General features: G+C 70.9%; 18 protein-coding genes and 1 pseudogene. 7 read left to right on the top strand and 12 right to left on the bottom strand.

The window, feature by feature from the left end; all coding sequences use genetic code 11:
- Positions 1 to 19 precede the first annotated feature (19 nt).
- Both D9C15_RS07075 and D9C15_RS07070 read right to left on the bottom strand, forming a co-directional pair.
- A complete protein-coding gene (locus D9C15_RS07075; RefSeq protein ID WP_112189892.1) occupies positions 20 to 259 on the bottom strand; it encodes a hypothetical protein in 240 nt (79 codons plus the stop codon).
- Between the two features lie 221 nt (positions 260 to 480).
- Positions 481 to 2,118: a clostripain-related cysteine peptidase gene (locus D9C15_RS07070; protein ID WP_127996749.1), complete on the bottom strand. Its 1,638-nt coding sequence runs from the start codon at positions 2,116 to 2,118 to the stop codon at positions 481 to 483.
- A gap of 121 nt (positions 2,119 to 2,239) precedes the next feature.
- Here D9C15_RS07070 and D9C15_RS07065 point away from each other — a divergent pair, with 121 nt between their 5' ends.
- A complete protein-coding gene (locus D9C15_RS07065) occupies positions 2,240 to 4,498 on the top strand; it encodes a tetratricopeptide repeat protein (RefSeq protein WP_127996748.1) in 2,259 nt (752 codons plus the stop codon).
- On the opposite strand, the gene D9C15_RS07060 is transcribed toward D9C15_RS07065, so the two are convergent.
- The 3 genes from D9C15_RS07060 to D9C15_RS07050 form a co-directional block, all read right to left on the bottom strand.
- The gene (locus D9C15_RS07060) at positions 4,480 to 6,243 is read right to left on the bottom strand and encodes a diguanylate cyclase (protein ID WP_164886672.1); all 1,764 of its coding nucleotides are present in this window, start codon (positions 6,241 to 6,243) and stop codon (positions 4,480 to 4,482) included. The two genes, D9C15_RS07065 and D9C15_RS07060, sit on opposite strands and share 19 nt — an antisense overlap.
- The gene (locus D9C15_RS07055; protein WP_127996747.1) at positions 6,240 to 7,595 is read right to left on the bottom strand and encodes an oxygenase MpaB family protein; all 1,356 of its coding nucleotides are present in this window, start codon (positions 7,593 to 7,595) and stop codon (positions 6,240 to 6,242) included. The genes D9C15_RS07060 and D9C15_RS07055 overlap by 4 nt, the downstream gene beginning before the upstream one ends.
- A gap of 116 nt (positions 7,596 to 7,711) precedes the next feature.
- Positions 7,712 to 8,239, bottom strand: a complete 528-nt coding sequence (locus D9C15_RS07050; protein WP_127996746.1) for an H-NS histone family protein — start codon at positions 8,237 to 8,239, stop codon at positions 7,712 to 7,714.
- A gap of 90 nt (positions 8,240 to 8,329) precedes the next feature.
- On the opposite strand from D9C15_RS07050, the gene D9C15_RS07045 reads away from it, so the two are divergent.
- Complete coding sequence (locus tag D9C15_RS07045) at positions 8,330 to 9,412, top strand: malate/lactate/ureidoglycolate dehydrogenase (RefSeq protein ID WP_127996745.1); 1,083 nt, start codon at positions 8,330 to 8,332, stop codon at positions 9,410 to 9,412.
- On the opposite strand, the gene D9C15_RS07040 is transcribed toward D9C15_RS07045, so the two are convergent.
- A complete protein-coding gene (locus D9C15_RS07040) occupies positions 9,413 to 10,138 on the bottom strand; it encodes an IclR family transcriptional regulator domain-containing protein (protein WP_259372595.1) in 726 nt (241 codons plus the stop codon).
- A 180-nt stretch (positions 10,139 to 10,318) separates the two neighbouring features.
- On the opposite strand from D9C15_RS07040, the gene D9C15_RS07035 reads away from it, so the two are divergent.
- Positions 10,319 to 11,713 (top strand): MFS transporter, encoded by a 1,395-nt coding sequence (locus D9C15_RS07035; RefSeq protein ID WP_127996743.1) that lies wholly within the window; start codon positions 10,319 to 10,321, stop codon positions 11,711 to 11,713.
- A gap of 9 nt (positions 11,714 to 11,722) precedes the next feature.
- Here the strand turns inward: D9C15_RS07035 and D9C15_RS07030 are convergent, their stop codons facing one another.
- The 5 genes from D9C15_RS07030 to D9C15_RS07010 form a co-directional block, all read right to left on the bottom strand.
- Positions 11,723 to 12,049, bottom strand: a complete 327-nt coding sequence (locus D9C15_RS07030; RefSeq protein ID WP_127996742.1) for a hypothetical protein — start codon at positions 12,047 to 12,049, stop codon at positions 11,723 to 11,725.
- Positions 12,050 to 12,128: 79 nt separating this feature from the next.
- A complete protein-coding gene (locus D9C15_RS07025) occupies positions 12,129 to 12,710 on the bottom strand; it encodes a flavin reductase family protein (protein ID WP_127996741.1) in 582 nt (193 codons plus the stop codon).
- A complete protein-coding gene (locus D9C15_RS07020; RefSeq protein ID WP_127996740.1) occupies positions 12,707 to 14,635 on the bottom strand; it encodes an acyl CoA:acetate/3-ketoacid CoA transferase in 1,929 nt (642 codons plus the stop codon). Before D9C15_RS07020 ends, D9C15_RS07025 begins: the two co-directional genes overlap by 4 nt.
- A 396-nt stretch (positions 14,636 to 15,031) precedes the next feature.
- A complete protein-coding gene (locus tag D9C15_RS07015) occupies positions 15,032 to 15,400 on the bottom strand; it encodes a hypothetical protein (RefSeq protein ID WP_127996739.1) in 369 nt (122 codons plus the stop codon).
- Between the two features lie 160 nt (positions 15,401 to 15,560).
- Complete coding sequence (locus D9C15_RS07010) at positions 15,561 to 15,800, bottom strand: hypothetical protein (RefSeq protein WP_127996738.1); 240 nt, start codon at positions 15,798 to 15,800, stop codon at positions 15,561 to 15,563.
- Between the two features lie 523 nt (positions 15,801 to 16,323).
- On the opposite strand from D9C15_RS07010, the gene D9C15_RS07005 reads away from it, so the two are divergent.
- Both D9C15_RS07005 and D9C15_RS07000 read left to right on the top strand, forming a co-directional pair.
- The gene (locus D9C15_RS07005; RefSeq protein WP_127996737.1) at positions 16,324 to 16,545 is read left to right on the top strand and encodes an AbrB/MazE/SpoVT family DNA-binding domain-containing protein; all 222 of its coding nucleotides are present in this window, start codon (positions 16,324 to 16,326) and stop codon (positions 16,543 to 16,545) included.
- Positions 16,546 to 16,558: 13 nt separating this feature from the next.
- Complete coding sequence (locus tag D9C15_RS07000; RefSeq protein ID WP_127996736.1) at positions 16,559 to 16,963, top strand: type II toxin-antitoxin system VapC family toxin; 405 nt, start codon at positions 16,559 to 16,561, stop codon at positions 16,961 to 16,963.
- Here the strand turns inward: D9C15_RS07000 and D9C15_RS06995 are convergent.
- Positions 16,932 to 17,567, bottom strand: a complete 636-nt coding sequence (locus D9C15_RS06995) for a hypothetical protein (protein WP_127996735.1) — start codon at positions 17,565 to 17,567, stop codon at positions 16,932 to 16,934. The genes D9C15_RS07000 and D9C15_RS06995 overlap by 32 nt on opposite strands.
- 248 nt (positions 17,568 to 17,815) lie before the next feature.
- Between D9C15_RS06995 and czcI the strand changes: the two genes are divergently transcribed.
- Both czcI and D9C15_RS06990 read left to right on the top strand, forming a co-directional pair.
- Entirely contained in the window at positions 17,816 to 18,175 is a 360-nt protein-coding gene (gene czcI / locus D9C15_RS34530) for a cation efflux protein, CzcI family (RefSeq protein WP_375138755.1), read from the top strand.
- 99 nt (positions 18,176 to 18,274) lie between these two features.
- Positions 18,275 to 18,700: pseudogene (locus tag D9C15_RS06990) on the top strand (TolC family protein); the annotation flags it as partial.

The raw sequence follows: 18,700 nt of genomic DNA, 5'->3' as shown, positions 1-18,700 counted from the left end.
CCGGGGCCCGCAGCGCGGCTCAGGCCGCCAGCCGCAGCGGCGCGCGGCGCGCGCCCTCGTAGGCCTGCAGTTCCTCGAGCGCGCGGCGGATGTCCTGCTCGTCGCCGTCGATCACCGCGCGGTCGGCGCGGCGCAGCGAGGCCTCGATCAGGGCCGAGGCAAACGCCCCTGCCGAACCGATCGCAACGTACTTGCGGACCAGCTCGCGGCAGCGTGCCTGTTCGGCAGGAAGGGCATGGAGGAGTTGGGTGTTCAGCATGATGGTCCTCGGTGTCGGTGATCCGGACGATCCGCGCTGCGGTGTCGTCCTGGGTTCATTTCAGTCCACCGTGCTTCCCATTGCGACGCAGCCACGGCCGGTCCGGATGGGGGGGGAGCGGCGACGATCGACAGACGATCGTCGCGCCGCCGACCGCCCCCGCAAGCGGCGCGGGCCACCCCGGCCGGACACCGGGGTGGCCCGCGCGGGCAGCGACGGCGTCAGCCCTGCGTGCGACGGGTCCGGCCCGCGGCCGGCGGGTTGTAGGGCAGGTGCGGCAGCGTGCCGGCCGCGCCGGTGCTGCCGGGCCTGCCCGGGACCTTCTGGCTCGGCTTGAAGCTCGCGTTGAAGACCGGGAACTCGGGGATCGCCGCGGGCAGCAGGCGCACGTAGCTGCCATCCAGCGGCGAGTCGCGGTGGTACTCGATCAGGAAGTCGACCCAGTCGGTCACCTTGACGAACTCGATGATGTGGGGCTGCACCGGCGGTCGCGCCGGATCGGGGTTGACGTCGAGGTAGAACGGGCTGCGCCAGTCCCACACGCCGCGCAGCAGCGGGTCGGGCAGGAAGATGTTCATCGCCAGCAGCGGCGAGCCGAAGTTCCAGGTGATGCCGGTGCCGTCGGCCACCCAGGGCTGGTCGGCGTCGCCGTAGACCTTGATGCCCTTGAGTGCATCCTGCAGCGCGCGGCAGGCCGGGTGCACCGGGTGCGGCCGGAAGTCGAACTTCAGCAGCTGCGAGGCGAAGCTGTACAGGTCGGTCAGCTGGTCGGGTGTCTCGAGCGAGAAGCCGCTTTCGGTGTCGTACTGCTGCGCCAGGATGATGGCGTTCATGATGCGCTGCACGACGACCTTGCGCTGCTCCGCCCCGGGCGCGCTGCGCATCGCCGCCAGCAGCGCGTCGGCCAGGTCGTCCACGCGCTCGGCGATCGCCCCCATGCGCGCCAGCCGCACCACGCAGCCCGCGGTCGGGTGGTTGCCCTTGGCCTGCAGGATGGCGTGGTTGCCCTCGGCAAACCAGAGCGCGAGCTGCTGGGCCGTCGCGCTGCCCTGCTGGCGCAGCTTGTCGAACACGCCCGGGTAGGGCGCGCCGGCGGTGAAGAAGTTGTAGTTGGGGTAGCCGGTGGCGTAGTCGGCATACGGCGCCACGGTGTGCAGCACCTCGACCGACATGTTGAAGCAGTTGTCGAAGTGGATCACCGACAGCCGCGGCACGCCCGCCTCCAGCGCCATCCTCAACGCCGCGCCCAGCCCCCAGGTGGACAGCGGCATGTGATTGGCCGGCAGCATCGGCGAGCCGCCGGGCAGCATGGGCGAGCCGCCCGGCAGCATCGGCGAGCCGCCGGGCAGCAGCGGGGCATCGCCCGGCAGCACCGGGGCGGCGCTGTCGTCGTCGAAGCGCCACTCGAAGCGGCCGTTGTCGGTCAGCGTGGCGGTGTCGAGCTGGGTGCGGTCGATCTCGGGCAGGAAGCCGGCACCATGACCCTCCAGCGCCAGCACGATGGCCGCGGTCGGGCGGCTGCGGTGCGCGTGGCGCAGGAAGCCGGCCAAGTTGCGCGGCTGGGACATGTCCTGCTTCCAGCGCGAGGTGACCACCATGCCGGCCGGCTTGCCGGCCTCGATCTCGACCAGCCAGGTGTCGTCGTCGACCCGGTCGATCAGCGCGCACACGTGCACGCCGGCATCGGCGACCTTGAGCAGCCCCTGCACCAGCGGGTGCTGGGCCAGGGTCTGGCTGTCGCCGTCGGGGAAGGTGCTGAGCACGGGGTCGGTGCCGAACGGTGCGTACACGGCCAGCAGCACGCTGTCGGTGCGCGCCGGGTCGTTGGGCTTCTCGGGCAACAGCCGGGGCAGGGTCATGGGAGCTCCTCGTTCTTGTTCAGGCCGGCAACGGTAATCCTGCCCGAATTGCATTCACAAGCATCTCGTCCCTCGGTGGGATGGTGCTGCTCAGACGATCGTGAGACGATTTCGGCCGCCCATGGAAACCCCCAGCCTCTCTCCCGTCCCGGCGCCCGCGGCGCGGCGACGCATGCCGCCACCGGCGCTGGCCGAGGCGCTGGTCGGCGCCCTGCTGGCGGCCCACAAGGCCGGCACGCTCGAAGGCTGGCTGCGCCGGCATCGCCGCATCGCACGCTGGCTGCAGGGGCATTGGCTGGCGCCGGTGCTGGCCAGCGGCGGCGACACGGCCCGCGAGGGCGCGGGCGCCGCGGCCGTCGGCCTGCTGCTGCGCTGGGCCGTGCTGCAGCTGCGGCCCGACCGCGCCGGCGAGGACGTGCCGGTGCCGCGCGAGGCCTGGCTGGACCGCACCAGCTGGCGCCCGATGCTGGCCCTGTGGTGCCAGTTCGGCTTCGGCTCGGTGCCGGCCTTCCGCGACCGCTACCGCGGCCACGCCGACGAGCCGGCCGCCAGCCACCTGTGCGGGCTGTGGTCGGTCGGCCCGAGCACCTACTACCGTTACCTCGACAAGGGCAAGCGCGGCCTGGCGGCGCTGCTCGGCGATCCCCCCGGCCCGGCGGCCGCGCGCCTGGCCCTGCGTGGCATGGCCAGCGACCAAGCGCTGGCGCGGCTCGGCCTGGAGGGCGTGCCGCAGCGCCAGGCCTGGCACCGCCAGCGCGCGGGCGAGGCGCTGACCCGGCACGACAGCGCCTCGGCCCTGTGGCACCTGGCCCAGGCCGGCGACCAGGCCGGCTTCGCGCAGGCGCTGCAGCGGCACAGCGTCGAGCTGGCCAGCGAACCGGAGACCGATGCCCTGCTGGAGGCGATGCACGGCACCGCCGTCGGCGTGCGCGAACGCTGCGAGCTGCTGCTGGCCGAGGCCTCGCTGTGGCGCATGCGTGGCCAGGCGGAGCGCGAGCTGCAGGCCTGCGAGCAGGCACTGCGCGAGGCGGCCGCCGGCGACGACACCTTGATGCTCGGCGTGGTCTACGGCGAGCTCGGCAAGTTCCACGAGCTGCGCGACATGGACCGCGCCTTCGCCTGCTACCAGGACAGCGCCGACGCGCTGCTGCGCTCGGGCGTGGCCGACGACCGCGCCGCGACCGACCGCGTCATCGAGGCCTATGCGGTGACGCTGGTGCGCCTCGCCTGGCTGTACGTGCTGCGCAACGACCCGCGCGCCCGCCCCGTGCTCGAGCGGGCGCAGCAGCTGTGCGCACGGCCGGGCATCACGCTGCCCACGCAGGCCATGCTCGAGCAGACCTGGGGCGAATGCTGCCGGCGCAGCGGCGACCTGCCCGGCGCGATCGAGCATCGCCACCGCGCGCTGCTGCTGTACGAGCGGGTCGACGACCGCCAGGCGATCCTCAAGACCTGCGGCAACCTGAGCCTGATCTACGGCGAGGCCAAGGACTACGAGCGCGCCCGCGAGTACGCGCGGCGCGTGCTGGCGCTGGCCGACACGATGGCGGTGGACCCCGAGATCCTGGCCAGCACGCACCTGAACCTCGGCGTGGCGCACTTCTGGCAGGGCCACTACGCCGAGGCGAGCGTCGAGTACGAGCAGGCTCTGGAGATCGCGCTGCGCGCGCAGCTGCGCCGGGTGGCCGGCGTGGCGCACTACAACCTCGCCGAGGTGGCCTACCTGCGCTTCAAGCAGACCCGCGACCCGGCCGACGAGCAGCGCGGCGACCGCCATGCCGCCGCGGCCGTGGCGGTCTGGCCGCACGAGAGCGACCCGTCGCATGCCGAAAGCACGAACCGGCTCAAGCGCGACATCCTCGGCCCTGCCGACGACCGCTCGCGCGACCGGCTGCTGAGCGCCGAGGCGGTGGACCACCTGCCCGAGATGAGCGAGGTGACACGCCAGCGCGAGCGCCTCGCCGTGCCGGCGGCACCCGAGGAGCATGTGCGGGCCCGCCTGGCGATCGCCAACGCCTACCTCGCGGTGGCGGTCAAGGAGCGCGAGGCGGCGCTGGCGCTGATCGAGCGGCACGCGCTGGGCGGTCGCTTCGCCGACGAGCTCGACGGCCTGCGCCGCACCTTCGAGCGCCAGATCTCGCGCGAGCAGCGCCTGGCTGCCGCCTGGCGTGCGGCCACGGCCGACCTCATCACCAACCAGCGCTGCCAGGCGCTGCTGCAGCACCTGCTGGCCGAGGGCACGCTGAACAAGAGCCGCTATGCCGAGCTGTGCGGGCTGAGCCCGGCCACCGCCTCCAAGCACCTCGGCCTGCTGGCCGAGCGCGGTCTGCTGCAGCAGACCGGCAAGGGCCCGAGCACGCGCTACACGCTGCCGGCGTAACCGGGCTGGGCCGGCGGCACGCCGCGGCGCACGCAGCCCTTGCCGCCCTGCTTGCCGGCGTACATCGCGGCGTCGGCCTGGCGCAGCAGGCTGACCGGATCCACGCCGTCCTGCGGCACCAGCACGAAGCCGATCGTCAGGCCGACCTCGATGCGACGCTGCCCCGACAGCTCGAAGGGCGTGCGGAAGGCCTCCACCAGCTTGGCACCGAGGTCGCGCGCCTGCTGCTCGTCGGCCAGGCCGGCGGCGGTGACGACGAACTCGTCGCCGCCCAGGCGTGCCACCACGTCGCTGGAGCGCAGCTGCGACTGCAGGCGCCGGCCCACCTGCACCAGCAGTTCGTCACCGGTGTCGTGGCCGTGGCGGTCGTTGACCTGCTTGAAGCCGTCCAGGTCGATCATGTAGACGGCCAGCAGCCGCTCGGGCGCGCAGTCGCGCATCGCCTGGGCCAGCCGGGTGTCGAGCCCGCGCCGGTTCGGCAGCCCGGTCAGCGCATCGGTGTGGGCCAACGAGACGAAGGTGTCGCGCTCGCGCACCGCATGCACAGCGGCGGCATGCACCGCCTTCATACGCAGGCCCAGCACGCGCAGGAACAGCACCATGTCCAGCGCCGCGCCGGCCTGGAACGAATGCAGCGTCCACCAGTTCGCGTCCACATGGCCCTTGATGACGCCGACCATGGTGGCGGTGGAGACGAAGTAGCCCAGCCAGGCGACCAGGAAATACCAGCCGATCGAGTCGCCGCGGCGCGCGCGCCGCACCGCGCCGGGCAGGCCCATCAGCGCCGGCAGCAGCCCGAGCGAGCCGACCACCGTGCTGACCAGGTGCACGTGGATCAGGTCGAGCGCGTACAGCAGCGCCGTCAGCCCGAGCGCGGCAGCCCCGCCGAACATCACGCGGCTGAAGTGCCGGCCCACGTCCGTCCCGCGCAGCACCTCCTCGACGAACAGGAAGGTGCAGCCTGAGGCGAGCAGCGCCGCCAGCCCGGCCGCATGCTGCTCGAGCCACAGGTTGTCGCGCCACAGGTACATGCCACCCAGGCCGAACTGCACCACCGAGAACATCATGCTGCCGAAGGTCAGCAGCGCGTACTTCAGGAACAGCGGCTCGCGCGTCGAGGCCCACTGCGCCAGCGTGTAGAGCACCAGGCACAGCGCCAGGCCGGTGAGCAGGCCCTGCAGCAGCATCTCGTCCTGCGCGCGGCTGTGGAACTCGGTCAGCCGCGTCAGCGTGATCGGCAGGATCATCGCGCCCAGCGTGTCCACGCGCAGCAGCAGCTCGTGCGGCACGCCCGGCGTCAGCTCGAGCGCGACAGCGTGCGAGCGCGAGCGCACCGGGCGTTCGGCGTAGGGCTGCAGGTTGCCCAGGCGCGCCTGCTGCACCAGCCGCCCCTCGCGCAGCAGGTGCACGTCGATGCGGTTCAACACCGCGTAGTCGATGTCGAGCAGCCAGCGGGCGCGGCTGTCGGGCGCCGTGCGCAGCGGAATGCGCAGCCACACCGCCTCCTTGCGCAGCCCGAGCGTCTGGCGTGCCGAATCGGGCGGCTCGAAGTGGTCGGCGGCGCGCAGCGCGGCCACCCAGTCGAGCCGTCGCTGCGGATCCGGCAGCACCTCCACCACCGGCCAGGCCTCGACACGGGTCCGGGCATCCTCGAGCAGCAGTTCGCCGCCGGCCCGGGCCGGCAGCACGGCCGCCAGCAGCAGCCCCAGCAGCAGGCAGCGCAGCAGGACCGTCAGCGCCCTCACGCGCGCCCCCCGGCCGCCCAGGCGCGCAGCATCTGGTCCGTCTTGGCCCGCAGGTGCTCGGGCAGCTTGAGCGGGCGCGTCTGGTCCATCAGCAGCCCGGTGATCAGCTGGGTGCCGAGCAGCCGGCTGATGAGGCGCGCGAGCGAGAAGCCGGGCGAGAACCAGCGGCCGACCGTGTCGATGGCCCGCACCAGTCCCATGGCGAGCGCGAACAGCAGCGTGCTCAGCCAGCCGACCTGGCCGTCCAGGCGCAGGTCGGCCGACGAGCGCGGGCCGATCAACCGTCGGCACAGCAGCAGCGGGAAGGGCCGCAGCACGGCGACCGGGATCACCTGCGCCAGCGTCGCGAACAACGCGCCGGCCAGTGCGCCGCGGTGGTCGGGCTGGCGCGGCTCGGCGCGGCCACGCTGCTGCATGCGCTCGAACAGCGCCTGCGCCTCGCCCATCGACTCGACCATCAGCTCGTCGCGGATGCCCACCAGGTGCCCGACCACGTTCCAGGCGTGCAGCACGTCGCGCTCCTGCTGCGGCGTGGCCGGCACGCCGAGGCTGCGCATGCCGCGCAGCGGCACGTAGCCGAAGGTCAGCAGCGTGTAGGCCTGCTCCTCCTGGTTGCTGGGCAGGCCGCGTTCGGGCACGTTCCAGCCGTGCGCGAACAGCGCCTGGTGCATGCCGGCCGCCGGGCCGTGCAGCGCCAGCGGCGCGAGCGCCGCCGCGCCGGGCAGCACCGCGTCGGCGGGGGTGCCGCGCAGGATCAGGTGGCGCACGGTGGCGTGGATCAGGCGCACCTTGAGCACCTGCGCCACGCCGCCGGCCGCCGGGTCGGTCAGGCCGCCGCTCATCATCACCGGGAAGATCATCGCGGCGGTGCTGCGGATGCGGTAGTCGGTGCGCTGCTCCAGCGCGCCGGTGGTGTGCAGCACCTCGGCCAGGTCCGGCACGACGTAACACTCCGGCAGGCTGGCGCAGAACAGCAGCAGCACGGAGAGCAGGCCCTGGTCGAAGAACATCGCCTCGGCGCGCGCCAGCGCCGCGCGGTCGGCCCAGTCGGGCAGGCGGTGCGCCGCCTCGAGGTAGCGGCGCAGCGGCTGCGCGATGGCCGCGGGCAGGTCGACCGGGGCCTGCCAGTGCGCCACGTCGGCGTTGGTCTGCCAGCCGGCGATGGCCAGGTTCACCTGGCGCAGGCGCTCCCACTGCGGTTCGAGCGCGGCGAGCGCGCCATCGCCGCCGAGCACCGCCAGGTCCGCGGGCCACGGCCCGAGGATGGCAGCGATCGTGTCATCCGCCAGCGGGTCGGCCTGGTACTGCGCACGGGCCAGCTGCTCATCCGAGACAGGCGTGCGTTGCGGCATGTGGTGTCAGGACGTTTCCGACGCAAGAAAGCGCGCACGGTAGCGAAGCGCGCGGCGCGCCGCAAGTGAACTTGGCCACACTTGAGCGGACTCGGGGCGCCGACCGCCCCGCGGACTCACTCCATCGCGACGCCGCCCTCGATCTGCACCGCCGGCGTCTTGTTCGCCGCCCTGGTGCGACGCGCCTTCTTCGCTGCCGCCTTGCGCGGCGCGGCGCGCTTGGGCCCCTTGGCGGTCTTGGCGGTCTTGGCGGCCTTGGCCGCCTTGGCGCGACGCGGCGCGGCGGGCGCAGCGGGCTCGGCTGCCGCCTCGGCCGCCGGCGCGGCGGCGATCAGGAAGGCGTCGCGGTCCTTGGCCCCGGCGATCCAGGCCGGCGGGCGGCCGCGGCCGGTCCAGGTCTGGCCGGTCTTCGGGTCGCGGTACTTGGCCACCCCGCTGCCGGCACGGCGCGTGGCCGCCGGCTTGGCGGCGCGACGTCCGCCGCGGCCACCCGGTACGAGGCCGAGCTCCTCGGCGGTCAGCCCGTATTCGGCGATGGTCTTCTTCAGTTGGGCCACGACGGCCTTCACCTGGGTCTGGCGCATGGCCTCGGCCTGCTGCTCGAGCTTGGCGATCTGGGCCCGGAGGGCCTTGTAGCTTTTCATCGGCGTTCCTTGGTCGTTGGCAGGCCCGACGACGGTCCAGCTGCCGCCCGGTTCTGCAGCGCGCATTGTGCCCATTGCAGAATCAGAACCATGGGCGACAAGCAACATCTCGTGCCGGCGGACCGGCTGCAGCGCGCGGTCGAGCGCGTCGTGCGGGGCTTCGGCAGCGCCCCGCAGGAAGTGACCACGGTGGCGGCCAACCTGGTCGAGGCCAACCTCACCGGGCACGACTCGCACGGCATCGGCATGCTGCCGCGCTACGTCGACGCGTGGCGCGAAGGCGGCCTGCAGCCGAACACCCACGTCAAGCTGCTGGCCGACGCCGGCACGCTGCTGCGGCTGGACGGCCAGGCCGGCTTCGGCCAGGTGATCGGGCGCGAGGCGATGGCGCTGGGCATCGAGCGCGCCCGTGCCGCGGGCAGCTGCATCGTCGCGCTGGGCAACGCGCACCACCTCGGCCGCATCGGCGCCTGGGCCGAGCAGTGCGCCGACAGCGGGCTGGTGTCGGTGCACTTCGTCAACGTGATCTCGCGGCCGATCGTCGCGCCGCACGGCGGTGCGGACGCGCGCTTCGGCACCAACCCGTTCTGCGCCGGCGTGCCGCTGGCCGGGCGCGCGCCGGTGATCCTGGACTTCGCCACCAGCGTGATCGCGCAGGGCAAGACACGCGTGGCGCACAACAAGGGCGAGCCGGTCGCGCCGGGCTGCCTGCTCGACGACCAGGGCCGCCCCACGACCGAGCCGCGCTACACCGTGGCGCCGCCCTGGGGCGCGCTGCTCGCCTTCGGCGGCCACAAGGGCTACGGGCTGGCGCTGCTGTGCGAGTTGCTGGGCGGCGCGCTGGCCGCCGGGCGGACGCTGCACGATGCCGACGACGGCAGGCGCCGCGTGCTCAACGGCATGCTGAGCGTGCTGATCGACCCGGCGGCGCTGGGCGATGCGGCGGCCTTCGAGGCGCAGGCGCGGGCCTTCATCGACTGGGTGCAGGAGAGCCCGCTGCGTGAGGGCTTCGGCGCGGTGCAGGTGGCCGGTGACGCGGAACGGGCGACGCGCGCGCAGCGCCGCCGCGACGGCGTGCCGGTGGACCCGACCACCTGGCGCGAGATCCTCGAGGCGGCCGCGACGCTGCAGGTCGACCCCGCGACCGTCAACGCCGACGCCGGCCTGGCGTGATCACAGCACCGCGCGGATGGCGCCGGCCGCGTCCTGCAGCGCCGGCAGCAGGCGCGTCAGGGCCGCCTCGCGCGGCCAGGCCTGAGCCTGGAAGGTGGTGCTGATCGCGCCGACGCAGCGAGCGCGCCGGTCGGTCAGCGGCACGGCCAGGCCGCACAGGCCGGCATCGATGTACTGGTCGACGAAGGCGTAGCCGAGCCGCCGCGTGGCCTCCACCGCGGCACGGAAGCCCTCGGCCGCGGCGATGGTCTGCGGCGTGAACTTGGCGAAGTCGTGCGCCGCGATCCAGACCTCCAGCGCCGCCTCGTCGAAGGTCGACAGGATCGCGTAGCCCGGCGAGACCACATGCGCCGGCAGCCGCGCGCCGGCATGGAAGCCGATCGACAGCACCCGCGGCGAGTTGCTGCGCGACAGGTAGACGATCTCGTGGCCGTCGAGCACGCCGAGGTTGGCGGTTTCGCCGATCTGCATCGACAGCCGCTGCAGGAAGGGCTGCGCCAGGCGCGGCAGGCGCGCCGACTCGAGGTAGCTGCGTCCGAGCCGCAGCACCGCCGGCAGCAGCCAGTAGTGCTTGCCGTCGGTGGCCGCATAGCCGTAGTGCACCAGGCTCACCAGGTAGCGGCGCGCGGCGGTGCGCGTCAGGCCGGTGCGGCGCGCGGCCTCGGTGGCGGTCTGGCGCGGCTGCTCGTCGGAGAAGGACTCGATCACACGCAAGCCCTTGCCCAGCCCCTCGATCAGCAGGGAGCGGTCGACGGTGGCGCGGGGCTTGACCAGGGATAACCCGAACTGCGATCGATGATCGCGCGAATGCGATCGATCATCGATCGTTCTCCTCGGGACGGCACTGGGATTTGCCCGCCCCGCTGCCTACAGTGCCCGGACACGTCCACACCATCGGAGACATCGATGTCCAGCCTCACCGAGCACGAACCGCACGGGGCGCACCAGACCAGGAAGGCCACCGCCAGTGGCTGGATCGGCTCGGCGCTCGAGTACTACGACTTCTTCATCTACGCGACCGCCGCCTCGCTGATCTTCCCGCAGGTCTTCTTCCCGAACACCGACCCGACCGTGGCCATCATCGCCTCGCTGGCCACCTACGGCGTGGGCTACGTGGCGCGGCCGATCGGCGCCTTCTTCCTCGGCCACTGGGGCGACACGCACGGGCGCAAGAACGTGCTGATCCTGTGCATGTTCCTGATGGGCTTTTCGACCGTGGCGGTGGGCCTGCTGCCGACCTACGAGCAGGTCGGCCTGCTGGCCCCGGCGCTGCTGGTGCTGCTGCGCCTGATCCAGGGCTTCGCGGTGGCCGGCGAGATCTCCGGCGCCAGTTCGATGATCCTCGAGCATGCGCCGTTCGGCCGGCGCGGCTTCTTCGCCAGCTTCACGCTGCAGGGCGTGCAGGCGGGCCAGATCCTCGCCGCCGCGGTGTTCCTGCCGCTGGCGCACTACATGCCCAAGGACGACTTCAACAGCTGGGGCTGGCGCATCCCGTTCCTGCTCAGCGTGGTCGTGATCATCGCCGGCTGGATCATCCGCCGCGAGGTGCAGGAGACCCCCGCCTTCGCCGAGGAGAGCGAGCAGAAGGCGGTGCCCAAGGCGCCGGTCATCCAGGCCGTCACCGAGAGCTGGCGCGACATGCTGCGCGTTATGCTGTGCTCGCTGATGAACGTGATTCCGGTCGTGACGACGATCTTCGGCGCCGCCTACGCGGTGCAGCCGGGCTACGGCATCGGCTTCGAGAAGGACGTGTACCTGTGGATCCCCGTGCTGGGCAACATCGTCGCCTGCATCGTGATCCCGTTCGTCGGCAACCTGTCCGACCGCATCGGCCGGCGCCCGCCGATCATCGTCGGCTCGGTGCTCGCCGGTCTGCTGTCGTTCGGCTACCTGTACGCGATCAGCGTGCACAACGTGTGGCTGGCCGTCGCGATGTCGCTGCTGATGTGGGGCGTGGTCTACCAGGGCTACAACGCGGTGTTCCCGAGCTTCTACCCGGAGATGTTCCCGACCCGCACGCGCGTCTCCGGCATGGCGATCTCGCAGAACCTGGGCACCGCCGTGACGGCGCTGCTGCCGGCGCTGTTCGTGGCCGTGGCGCCCCCGGGGGCGAGCAACATCCCACTGACGGTCGGCGCGATCACGCTGGCGATCACGGTGGTGGCGGCCATCTCGGCCTGGACGGCGCGCGAGACCTACCGCCTGCACATGAACGACCTCGGCCGCCAGGATGCCGAACCGGTGGCCAAGCGCGAGTACGACGATCTGCGCGCGCAGGTGCTGGCCGGCCAGGCGGCCTGAACGACGACGCTACGGCGCGGTCTGCCAGACCAGCATCGCGCCGTCGTTGCCCGGCAGCAGCGACACGGACGAGCGGGCACCGAGTTCCATCGTCAGGGCCGGCGTGTGGCGCCGGCCGAGCTGTGCCTGCAGCGGGCCGCGCAGGCCGAGCGCGACCCCGGCCGACAGGCGCACGCCGCCCCAGGTCACCGAGGCCGACTCGGGCGACCACAGGCGCCGCGAGACGGCGCCGTTGCGCTGCAGGTCATCCGCATCGAGCCAGGGCTCGGCCTGCGCGGCCGCGGCGCCGAGCAGCAGCACGGCGGCGGTGGCACGGAGCAGGATCGGGCAAGGCATGGCCGCAGTGTGGCCGCGGCGGGCGCGGGCGTGGGGGCCCGCAACGGTTTCAGCGGTTGCAGGACGTGTACGCCGTCAACTAGCGCACGTTCGGCAGCACCCTCGCCTGGAGGGAACGCGCCGGCCAGGCGAACTGTCCCCCACCGAGGTGGTGCAGCGTGTGCTGCTCGAGGTTGTCGTCGCGGAACGACCAGCGCCCCTGGGCGAACACGCGCTCGTCGGCGAAGGCGGACAACACCTCGCCGAAGCACGTGTCGTAGGCCTGCTGGGCATGCGGCTCGGGGATCAGGCGGCACTCGAGCCAGGCGATGCAGCCCTCGATCAGCGGCAAGCCGAGCGCCGGTCCGGCAAAGGTCTCGATGCCGTAGCGCGCGAACTTGTCCCCGCCGTCGCGCCCGGACACGCTGCCCACGGTATAGGTCAGGTCGGCCAGCGCGCGGCCGGGAATGCTGAGCGCGAACGCCGCACCGGCCAGCACCAGCTCGCGCGTGAAGGTGCTCTTGTCGATCACCACCGCCACGCGCGGGGGCGTGAACTCGACCGGCATCGACCAGGCCGCCGCCATCACGTTGCGCTGCCCGTTGGCCGCGCTGGTGACGAGCACCGTCGGCCCGTGGTTGATCAGGCGGCTGGCGTGGTGGAGCGCGACCTGCGTCCTCATCGGGCAGGATTCTCGCGTTCCAGCCGCGCCTTCAGGAAGCCGCTGGCCGCATACCGTGTCACGCGGCCGTAGTAGCGCGCCGCCAGCCGCTGCACCATCGCCGTGTAGGCGTCCATCAGCTCGGCCGGGATGCTGAAGTGGTCATAGTTGACCACCACGTCGACACGCTGGCCGAGCGGCTCCAGCAGCGCGCCGACGGCCCGCTCGATCGCATCGACATCGGCCGCGCTCGCCACGGCGAGGCCCTCGAAGTCGATGAACAGCAGCCGGCGTGCCGCGTCGAGCTCGAGCCGCTGCGCCAGCGGCACCGCCAGCAGGCGCTCGCGCAGGCCGAGCGGGCCGGGCTCGAACAGGCGCGGGTCCATCGGGCGCAGCTGCGCGCTGATGGCCGGCTCGAACTCCATCTGCGCCAGCACGTCGCGCTCGAGCGAGATGCCCGGCGCGATCTCGATCAGCTCGAGCCCGCCGTCGACCAGGCGGAACACGCAGCGCTCGGTGACGTAGAGCACGCGCTGGCCGCGCCGGCGTGCGACCGCGCCGCTGAAGGTGCGGTGCTCGACCTCGCGCACGAACTTCTTCATCGTGCCTTCGCTGGCGATGTGCAGGCGGCCGCCGCGCACCTCGACCTGCAGGTCGCCGGCGGTGAAGGTGCCGACGAAGACCACCTCGCGCGCCGACTGGCTGATGTTGATGAAGCCGCCCGCCCCGGCCAGGCGCGGGCCGAACTTGCTGACGTTCAGGTTGCCCTGGGCATCGGCCTGCGCGAGGCCGAGCACGGCCAGGTCGAGCCCGCCGCCGTCGTAGAAGTCGAACTGGTTCGGCTGGTCGATGATCGCCTGGGTGTTGACCGCCGCACCGAAGTTCAGCCCCGAGGCCGGGATGCCGCCGATCACGCCGGGCTCGGCGGTGAGCGTCAGCAGGTCGAAGATCTTCTCCTCGGTGGCCACGTCGGCCACGCCTTCGGGCATGCCGATGCCGAGGTTCACCACCGCATTGCGCTGCAGCTCGAGCGCGGCGCGCCGCGCGATCACCTTGCGCTCGGTCAGCGGCAGCGGCGGCAGGGTGGCCACCGGCACGCGGATCTCGCCCGCATAGGCGGCGCTGTAGGGCGTCGCGAAGGTCTGCTGGTGGTGCTCGGGCTTCTCGGCCACGACCACGCAGTCGACCAGCACGCCCGGGATCTTCACCTGGCGCGGGTTCAGGGAACCGCGCTCGGCCAGCCGCTCGACCTGCGCGATCACGATGCCGCCGCTGTTGTGCGCCGCCATCGCAATCGCCAAGGCCTCGAGCGTCAGCGCCTCGCGCTCCATCGTGAGGTTGCCGTCGGCGTCGGCCGTGGTGGCGCGGATGATGCCCACGTGGATCGGGAAGCCCTTGTAGAAGAGCAGTTCCTCGCCGTCGATGTCCATCAGGCGCACCAGCTCGTCGCGGCTCGTGTCGTTGATGCGACCGCCGCCCAGGCGCGGGTCGACGAAGGTGCCCAGGCCGATGCGCGAGAGCGTGCCGGGCTTGCCGGCAGCGATGTCGCGGAACAGGTGCGTGATCACGCCCTGCGGGAGGTTCCAGGCCTCGATCTTCCCCGCCACCGCGAGGGCCTGCAGCTTCGGCACCAGGCCCCAGTGGCCGCCGACCACTCGCCGCACCAGGCCCTCGTGGCCGAAGTGGTTCAGTCCGCGCTCCTTCCCGTCGCCCTGGCCGGCGGCGTAGACCAGCGTCAGGTCGCGCGGCGCGCCGCGGCCGGTCTCGGCCTGCGTGGCGAGGAACCGCTCCTCCAGCGCCACGGCGATGCCCTCGGCGAAGCCGATGCCCACGAAGCCGCCGGTGGCCACCGTGTCGCCGTCGTGGATCAGGCGCACGGCCTCGGCGGCGCTGACGATCTTGTCGCGCGGCGCATGCGCGCGTCGGTGCGGGTCGTGGGGCAGCATCGGTGACCTCCTCGCCGCAGCTTAGCCGCGCCGGCGAAACGGCGGCCATCGGGGCCGGCACTGGGGCTGTGCATGCCGGAAAAGACGAAGCCCGCACGGGGCGGGCTTCGGTGATTCGTGGTTGCGAGGGCAGGATTTGAACCTGCGACGGTTATGAGACTGCCACGGCTGGATGTTGGCGTTCGACATTGGACGTCCTCATTCGGCGTCATGCGGGGCCAGGTCCGACGTAACCCCTTGTCGGCCTTCAGCTTTTCGTGACCCCTCACAGGCCCGACGGAGCCCGCAGATGACCGCGGGACATGCGACGCGACAGCACTCGCGCCGTTCGACGAAGCGGTCCGCCCGTCTACCTCCGGCGACCATTGGGCTCCGAAATGGGCCTTCCCCTCCTGGTCACGAACTGCGATCAGGACACCCGACCACGTCGTCGATCTGGACCCTTGCGTCTGTCCGCTCGCGCGCCCAGGCCTCCGCCAAAGCGGTCACCTTGGCGGTCGGCGTCCCGGCCTCCAATGCTGCAGCTACGCTCCTGCCCCCAAGGGCTCCGTGGTCGCGCAGCCAGAACATCAGCTTCTCGATGTCTTGGAGCTGCCGCAGCGCGCGGCAGATCGCACCTGCGGTCAAACGATCCAGGCTCAGCAACGCCTTGGGGAAGTACTCGCTGCCGTCGATGGCGATGCTGACCACCTCGCTACTTGCGGTGGCGGTCGCCAGGGTCTCCTGGGAGATCCCCCACGCCTGTGCCAGTTGCGGACCAGGCACCACGAGTCCTTCCTCGATCCATCGGGCGCGCGCCGCTGCGCCCCGGGCCTTAGCAGCTACCAAGCCGCCTCGTTCCGACCCTTGATCCTTGATCTCCCCAGGCAACATCGTGCGCAAACCTCCTGCAGGGAACCTCACCAGGCGAAGAACATGCTGATGTTCACTGTCGACGCGGGGCTCTGGAAGGGAATGGCTGTTCAGCCGGAGCGCGATCGATGGCCGACTCGCGCTCGACCGCGTCGATCTCAGCTTCCATGGCGGCCATGGCCTGTTCGAGAGGGACGCTTGGCCGCGGATCGCGCAGCGCGTCCTGGATCTCGGCGGCGAGCCATCGGTTGTGAGCTGCGGGCTGATGGCCGGTTCGCATCAGTTCGGCTTGGCTGGCGTCGCTGCGGCTCATGTCGTTCTCGGAGGTGGTCGAGTCTTGGCGACGGTTCCATCGCACTCAAGATGGAAGCATCATGAGCATTTGACTGACCCTGCGCAACGGCCGTGTGCGCCGGGGGCGCGATTCAGTAAGAATGCCGGCTCGGATCGCCAGTTGTCCAAGCCGGCCACGGAACTCGTGGCCCTACGATTCGACGCCTCCGCCAGGGAGGCGGCGCGGTCCACGACAGCGGTGACGTTGAGGTCTTTGGCCAGAGAGATCCGAGGACGCAACCGCCACCTTGCGTCACCTCGGCGCAATGGTCGCAAGCAGGCGGAGTGAGCGACTTTAATGTTTATGTCAACTCGGGCGGGCGTCAGGCGCGCGGTTCCGGGGCCGCCCGGTTCGCGGTACGCGTTCATTTTCTAAGGACTGTTCCTAGTTTCTTCTAACGAATGTTCCAGCCCACTCTTGGCAGTCTGCGACAGCCGGCTGAGGCGCCAACCAAATCCAGCGCATTCGCATTACAATGGCGCCAGATGTAAGGACTGACGCCATGGCTGAATCAACCATCACCGCGAAGGGCCAGACCACTGTGCCCGCCGACATCCGGGCGCTCGTCGATGCCAAGCCCGGCACGCGGCTGGTCTGGTCGGCGATGCCCGACGGCACCATCATCGTTCGGGCTAAGACCAAGTCGATCCTCGACATGGCCGGCATGCTCAAGGCCCCCAAGGGCAAGCACGTCGGCATCGACGACATGAACCCCTGGCGTTGAATTCGGCGGATCGATGCCAGCGCTCGACACCAACGTCCTGGTGCGCTACATCGTCCAGGACGACGCAGCGCAGCTGGCCGCAGCCAAGCGCCTCATCAGCCGCTGCGTCGCCGAAGGCGCGACGCTGTTCGTGCCCTTGACGGTCGTGCTGGAGCTCGAGTGGGTGCTGCGGTCCAGCTTCGAGTTCGGCAAGGACGACGTGCTGATGACCCTGTCCAGCCTCTTCTCGGCCGCCGAGCTGACCTTCGAGTCCGAGCGCGCGCTCGAGGTCGCGCTGCAGTTGTTCCGCAAGGCTTCGGCAGACTTCGCGGATTGCCTGCACGTCGCATTGGCCACGCATGCCGGCGAGCCGCCCCTGTGGACCTTCGACAAGGACGCCGCAAAAGTCAGTGGCGCCCAACTGCTGGCCAAGGCATGAGGCGGCACCGAATCGCAGCCACGTGGTTGCCGGCGGTGGTGCAGATGAATTGGCCGTACTCGCGTACATCGACCTTGAGCTTGGCGAAGCCGGAATTGATGTCGGGCGAAATGACCCGCACGGGCAACTGAACGCATCGAAGAATCCAACCCTGGCGGCCGTCGGCATGGCCCTGGGGCGCGATGACGACATTGCAATGCGTTCGCCGGCCCGCCAGCAGCCAAGTCCGCTTGTAGGTCGTTCCCGCCGCCAGATCCAAACGACCCTCGCTGCGCCACTGCCCATCAGCGTCGCGAGTCATCGCTGGTTCGCTGACGATCTGGGCGAGTTCTCGCTGTTGTGCGGCATAGCGCGCAACGAGGATAGCCCGCCGTTCAGCCTTGCCGGTGCGGGGCGCTGCAATCCAGCCAGGCGCGCGCCGGTAGACGCCGAACTGCAGGTTGCCATCCGTCGCCAGCCACGCCCACCATGACAAGGGCTTGCGGCGCTGGCGCTTGGGATCCTGCTGCACACCGTTGACCATGAACTCATCCAGATCCTGGCGCGATGGCCAGAGGTCCAGCAGGGTCGATGCGTTCAAGCAGTGGCTGACCCACATCTGCACCTAGTTGCCTTGACGAACTACCTCTCGCCGTTGCGGCAGCACCGTCCAGTGCAAGGTCGGGTCGCCTGGACCACCTGCTGCCAGTTTGTAACCGACCACCTTGTTGGCGCCGACCGAAAACTGAGCCACTGGGGGTGCCGACCCAAACCGGCAACATGTCGCGCCGTGCGGGCGTTTCACATTCCACCGGAATGTCCGCGATGAGGTCAGGCAAGCAGCGTTCCGTCCGTGTCCGCTAAACTCTTGTTGTGCGTCGCTTGGTCCTACTCTTCCTGTTGGCCGTTCTGCCGCTCCAGTTTGCCTGGGGTGCGGCTGCGCCCTACTGCGGACATGAGAAGGCTCCGAGTTCAGGGCACTTCGGGCACCATAGCCATCAGCACCAAGCCAAGGCGGAGTCCGATTCAGGCTCCGCTGCCAAAACGTCCTCGGTGCTCGCAGACGATCTAGACTGTGCGTTTTGCCACCTGGGTTGTGTGCAACCTTGTGCCAGTCAGACCGCTTCGGTTTCTGCGATCCAGTCCTCCGTCCTGGCGCTGACCACGCTTCTTCTTCCGGATTCCGGTCGCCCTGGCCGAATCGAACGCCCCAAATGGCTCCTCGCCGCCTGATTCGGCGAGGGACTGTCACATCCATTGAGGTTGCCCCCTTGCGACTTACTCCTCGCCGAATTCTTCCGCCTTGTTGTTCATTGCAACCTGGAGAATTCGATGCGAACGAAGTCGCTGGCCCTTGCCGGTGCCCTGCTCTGCCTGTCCAACATCGGGCAGGCGCAAGTCCCGGCGCAAAAGCCTGGCGTCCTCCCCCCTGAAGCCTCAGCGAATCAGGCCCAGCAGGGTCTGAGCCTTGCGGAAGCCCTTGCGCTGGCCGAGGCGGCAAGCCCGACCCTGCGCTTGAAGATGGCCGAACTGTCGGCGGCCGAAGGGCAGCGTGCCGACGCAAGCGCGTGGCTCTACAACAACCCGCAGTTGTCCGTCGACCAGACGCGACGATCCGTGCCTTCGACCACCGGGTCGGAACGCCGCGGTGAGTGGGGTGCGGGTCTGTCCCAGACCTTCGAGGTGGGCGGCCAGCCGTCCTACCGTCGCGAAGCCACCAGTGCTGCGCTGACCGCCCTGCGGCTGGAGATCGCCGAC

Origin of the sequence: Piscinibacter defluvii, from assembly GCF_004011805.1 — a bacterium.
Lineage (GTDB): Bacteria > Pseudomonadota > Gammaproteobacteria > Burkholderiales > Burkholderiaceae_C > Piscinibacter > Piscinibacter defluvii.
The sequence above is the reverse complement of the archived record's forward strand: the minus strand, read 5'-3'. Positions and strand labels throughout refer to the sequence as shown.

Coding starts and splice junctions, on each gene's coding strand:
- D9C15_RS07045 (WP_127996745.1), top strand. CDS start 8,330: ATGGGCGACAAGCAACATCTCGTGCCGGCGGACCGGCTGCAGCGCGCG.
- D9C15_RS07055 (WP_127996747.1), bottom strand. CDS start 7,595: ATGCCGCAACGCACGCCTGTCTCGGATGAGCAGCTGGCCCGTGCGCAG.
- D9C15_RS07065 (WP_127996748.1), top strand. CDS start 2,240: ATGGAAACCCCCAGCCTCTCTCCCGTCCCGGCGCCCGCGGCGCGGCGA.
- D9C15_RS07030 (WP_127996742.1), bottom strand. CDS start 12,049: ATGCCTTGCCCGATCCTGCTCCGTGCCACCGCCGCCGTGCTGCTGCTC.
- D9C15_RS07035 (WP_127996743.1), top strand. CDS start 10,319: ATGTCCAGCCTCACCGAGCACGAACCGCACGGGGCGCACCAGACCAGG.
- D9C15_RS07000 (WP_127996736.1), top strand. CDS start 16,559: ATGCCAGCGCTCGACACCAACGTCCTGGTGCGCTACATCGTCCAGGAC.
- D9C15_RS07050 (WP_127996746.1), bottom strand. CDS start 8,239: ATGAAAAGCTACAAGGCCCTCCGGGCCCAGATCGCCAAGCTCGAGCAG.
- D9C15_RS07025 (WP_127996741.1), bottom strand. CDS start 12,710: ATGAGGACGCAGGTCGCGCTCCACCACGCCAGCCGCCTGATCAACCAC.
- D9C15_RS07075 (WP_112189892.1), bottom strand. CDS start 259: ATGCTGAACACCCAACTCCTCCATGCCCTTCCTGCCGAACAGGCACGC.
- D9C15_RS07010 (WP_127996738.1), bottom strand. CDS start 15,800: ATGAGCCGCAGCGACGCCAGCCAAGCCGAACTGATGCGAACCGGCCAT.
- D9C15_RS07020 (WP_127996740.1), bottom strand. CDS start 14,635: ATGCTGCCCCACGACCCGCACCGACGCGCGCATGCGCCGCGCGACAAG.
- D9C15_RS07070 (WP_127996749.1), bottom strand. CDS start 2,118: ATGACCCTGCCCCGGCTGTTGCCCGAGAAGCCCAACGACCCGGCGCGC.
- D9C15_RS07005 (WP_127996737.1), top strand. CDS start 16,324: ATGGCTGAATCAACCATCACCGCGAAGGGCCAGACCACTGTGCCCGCC.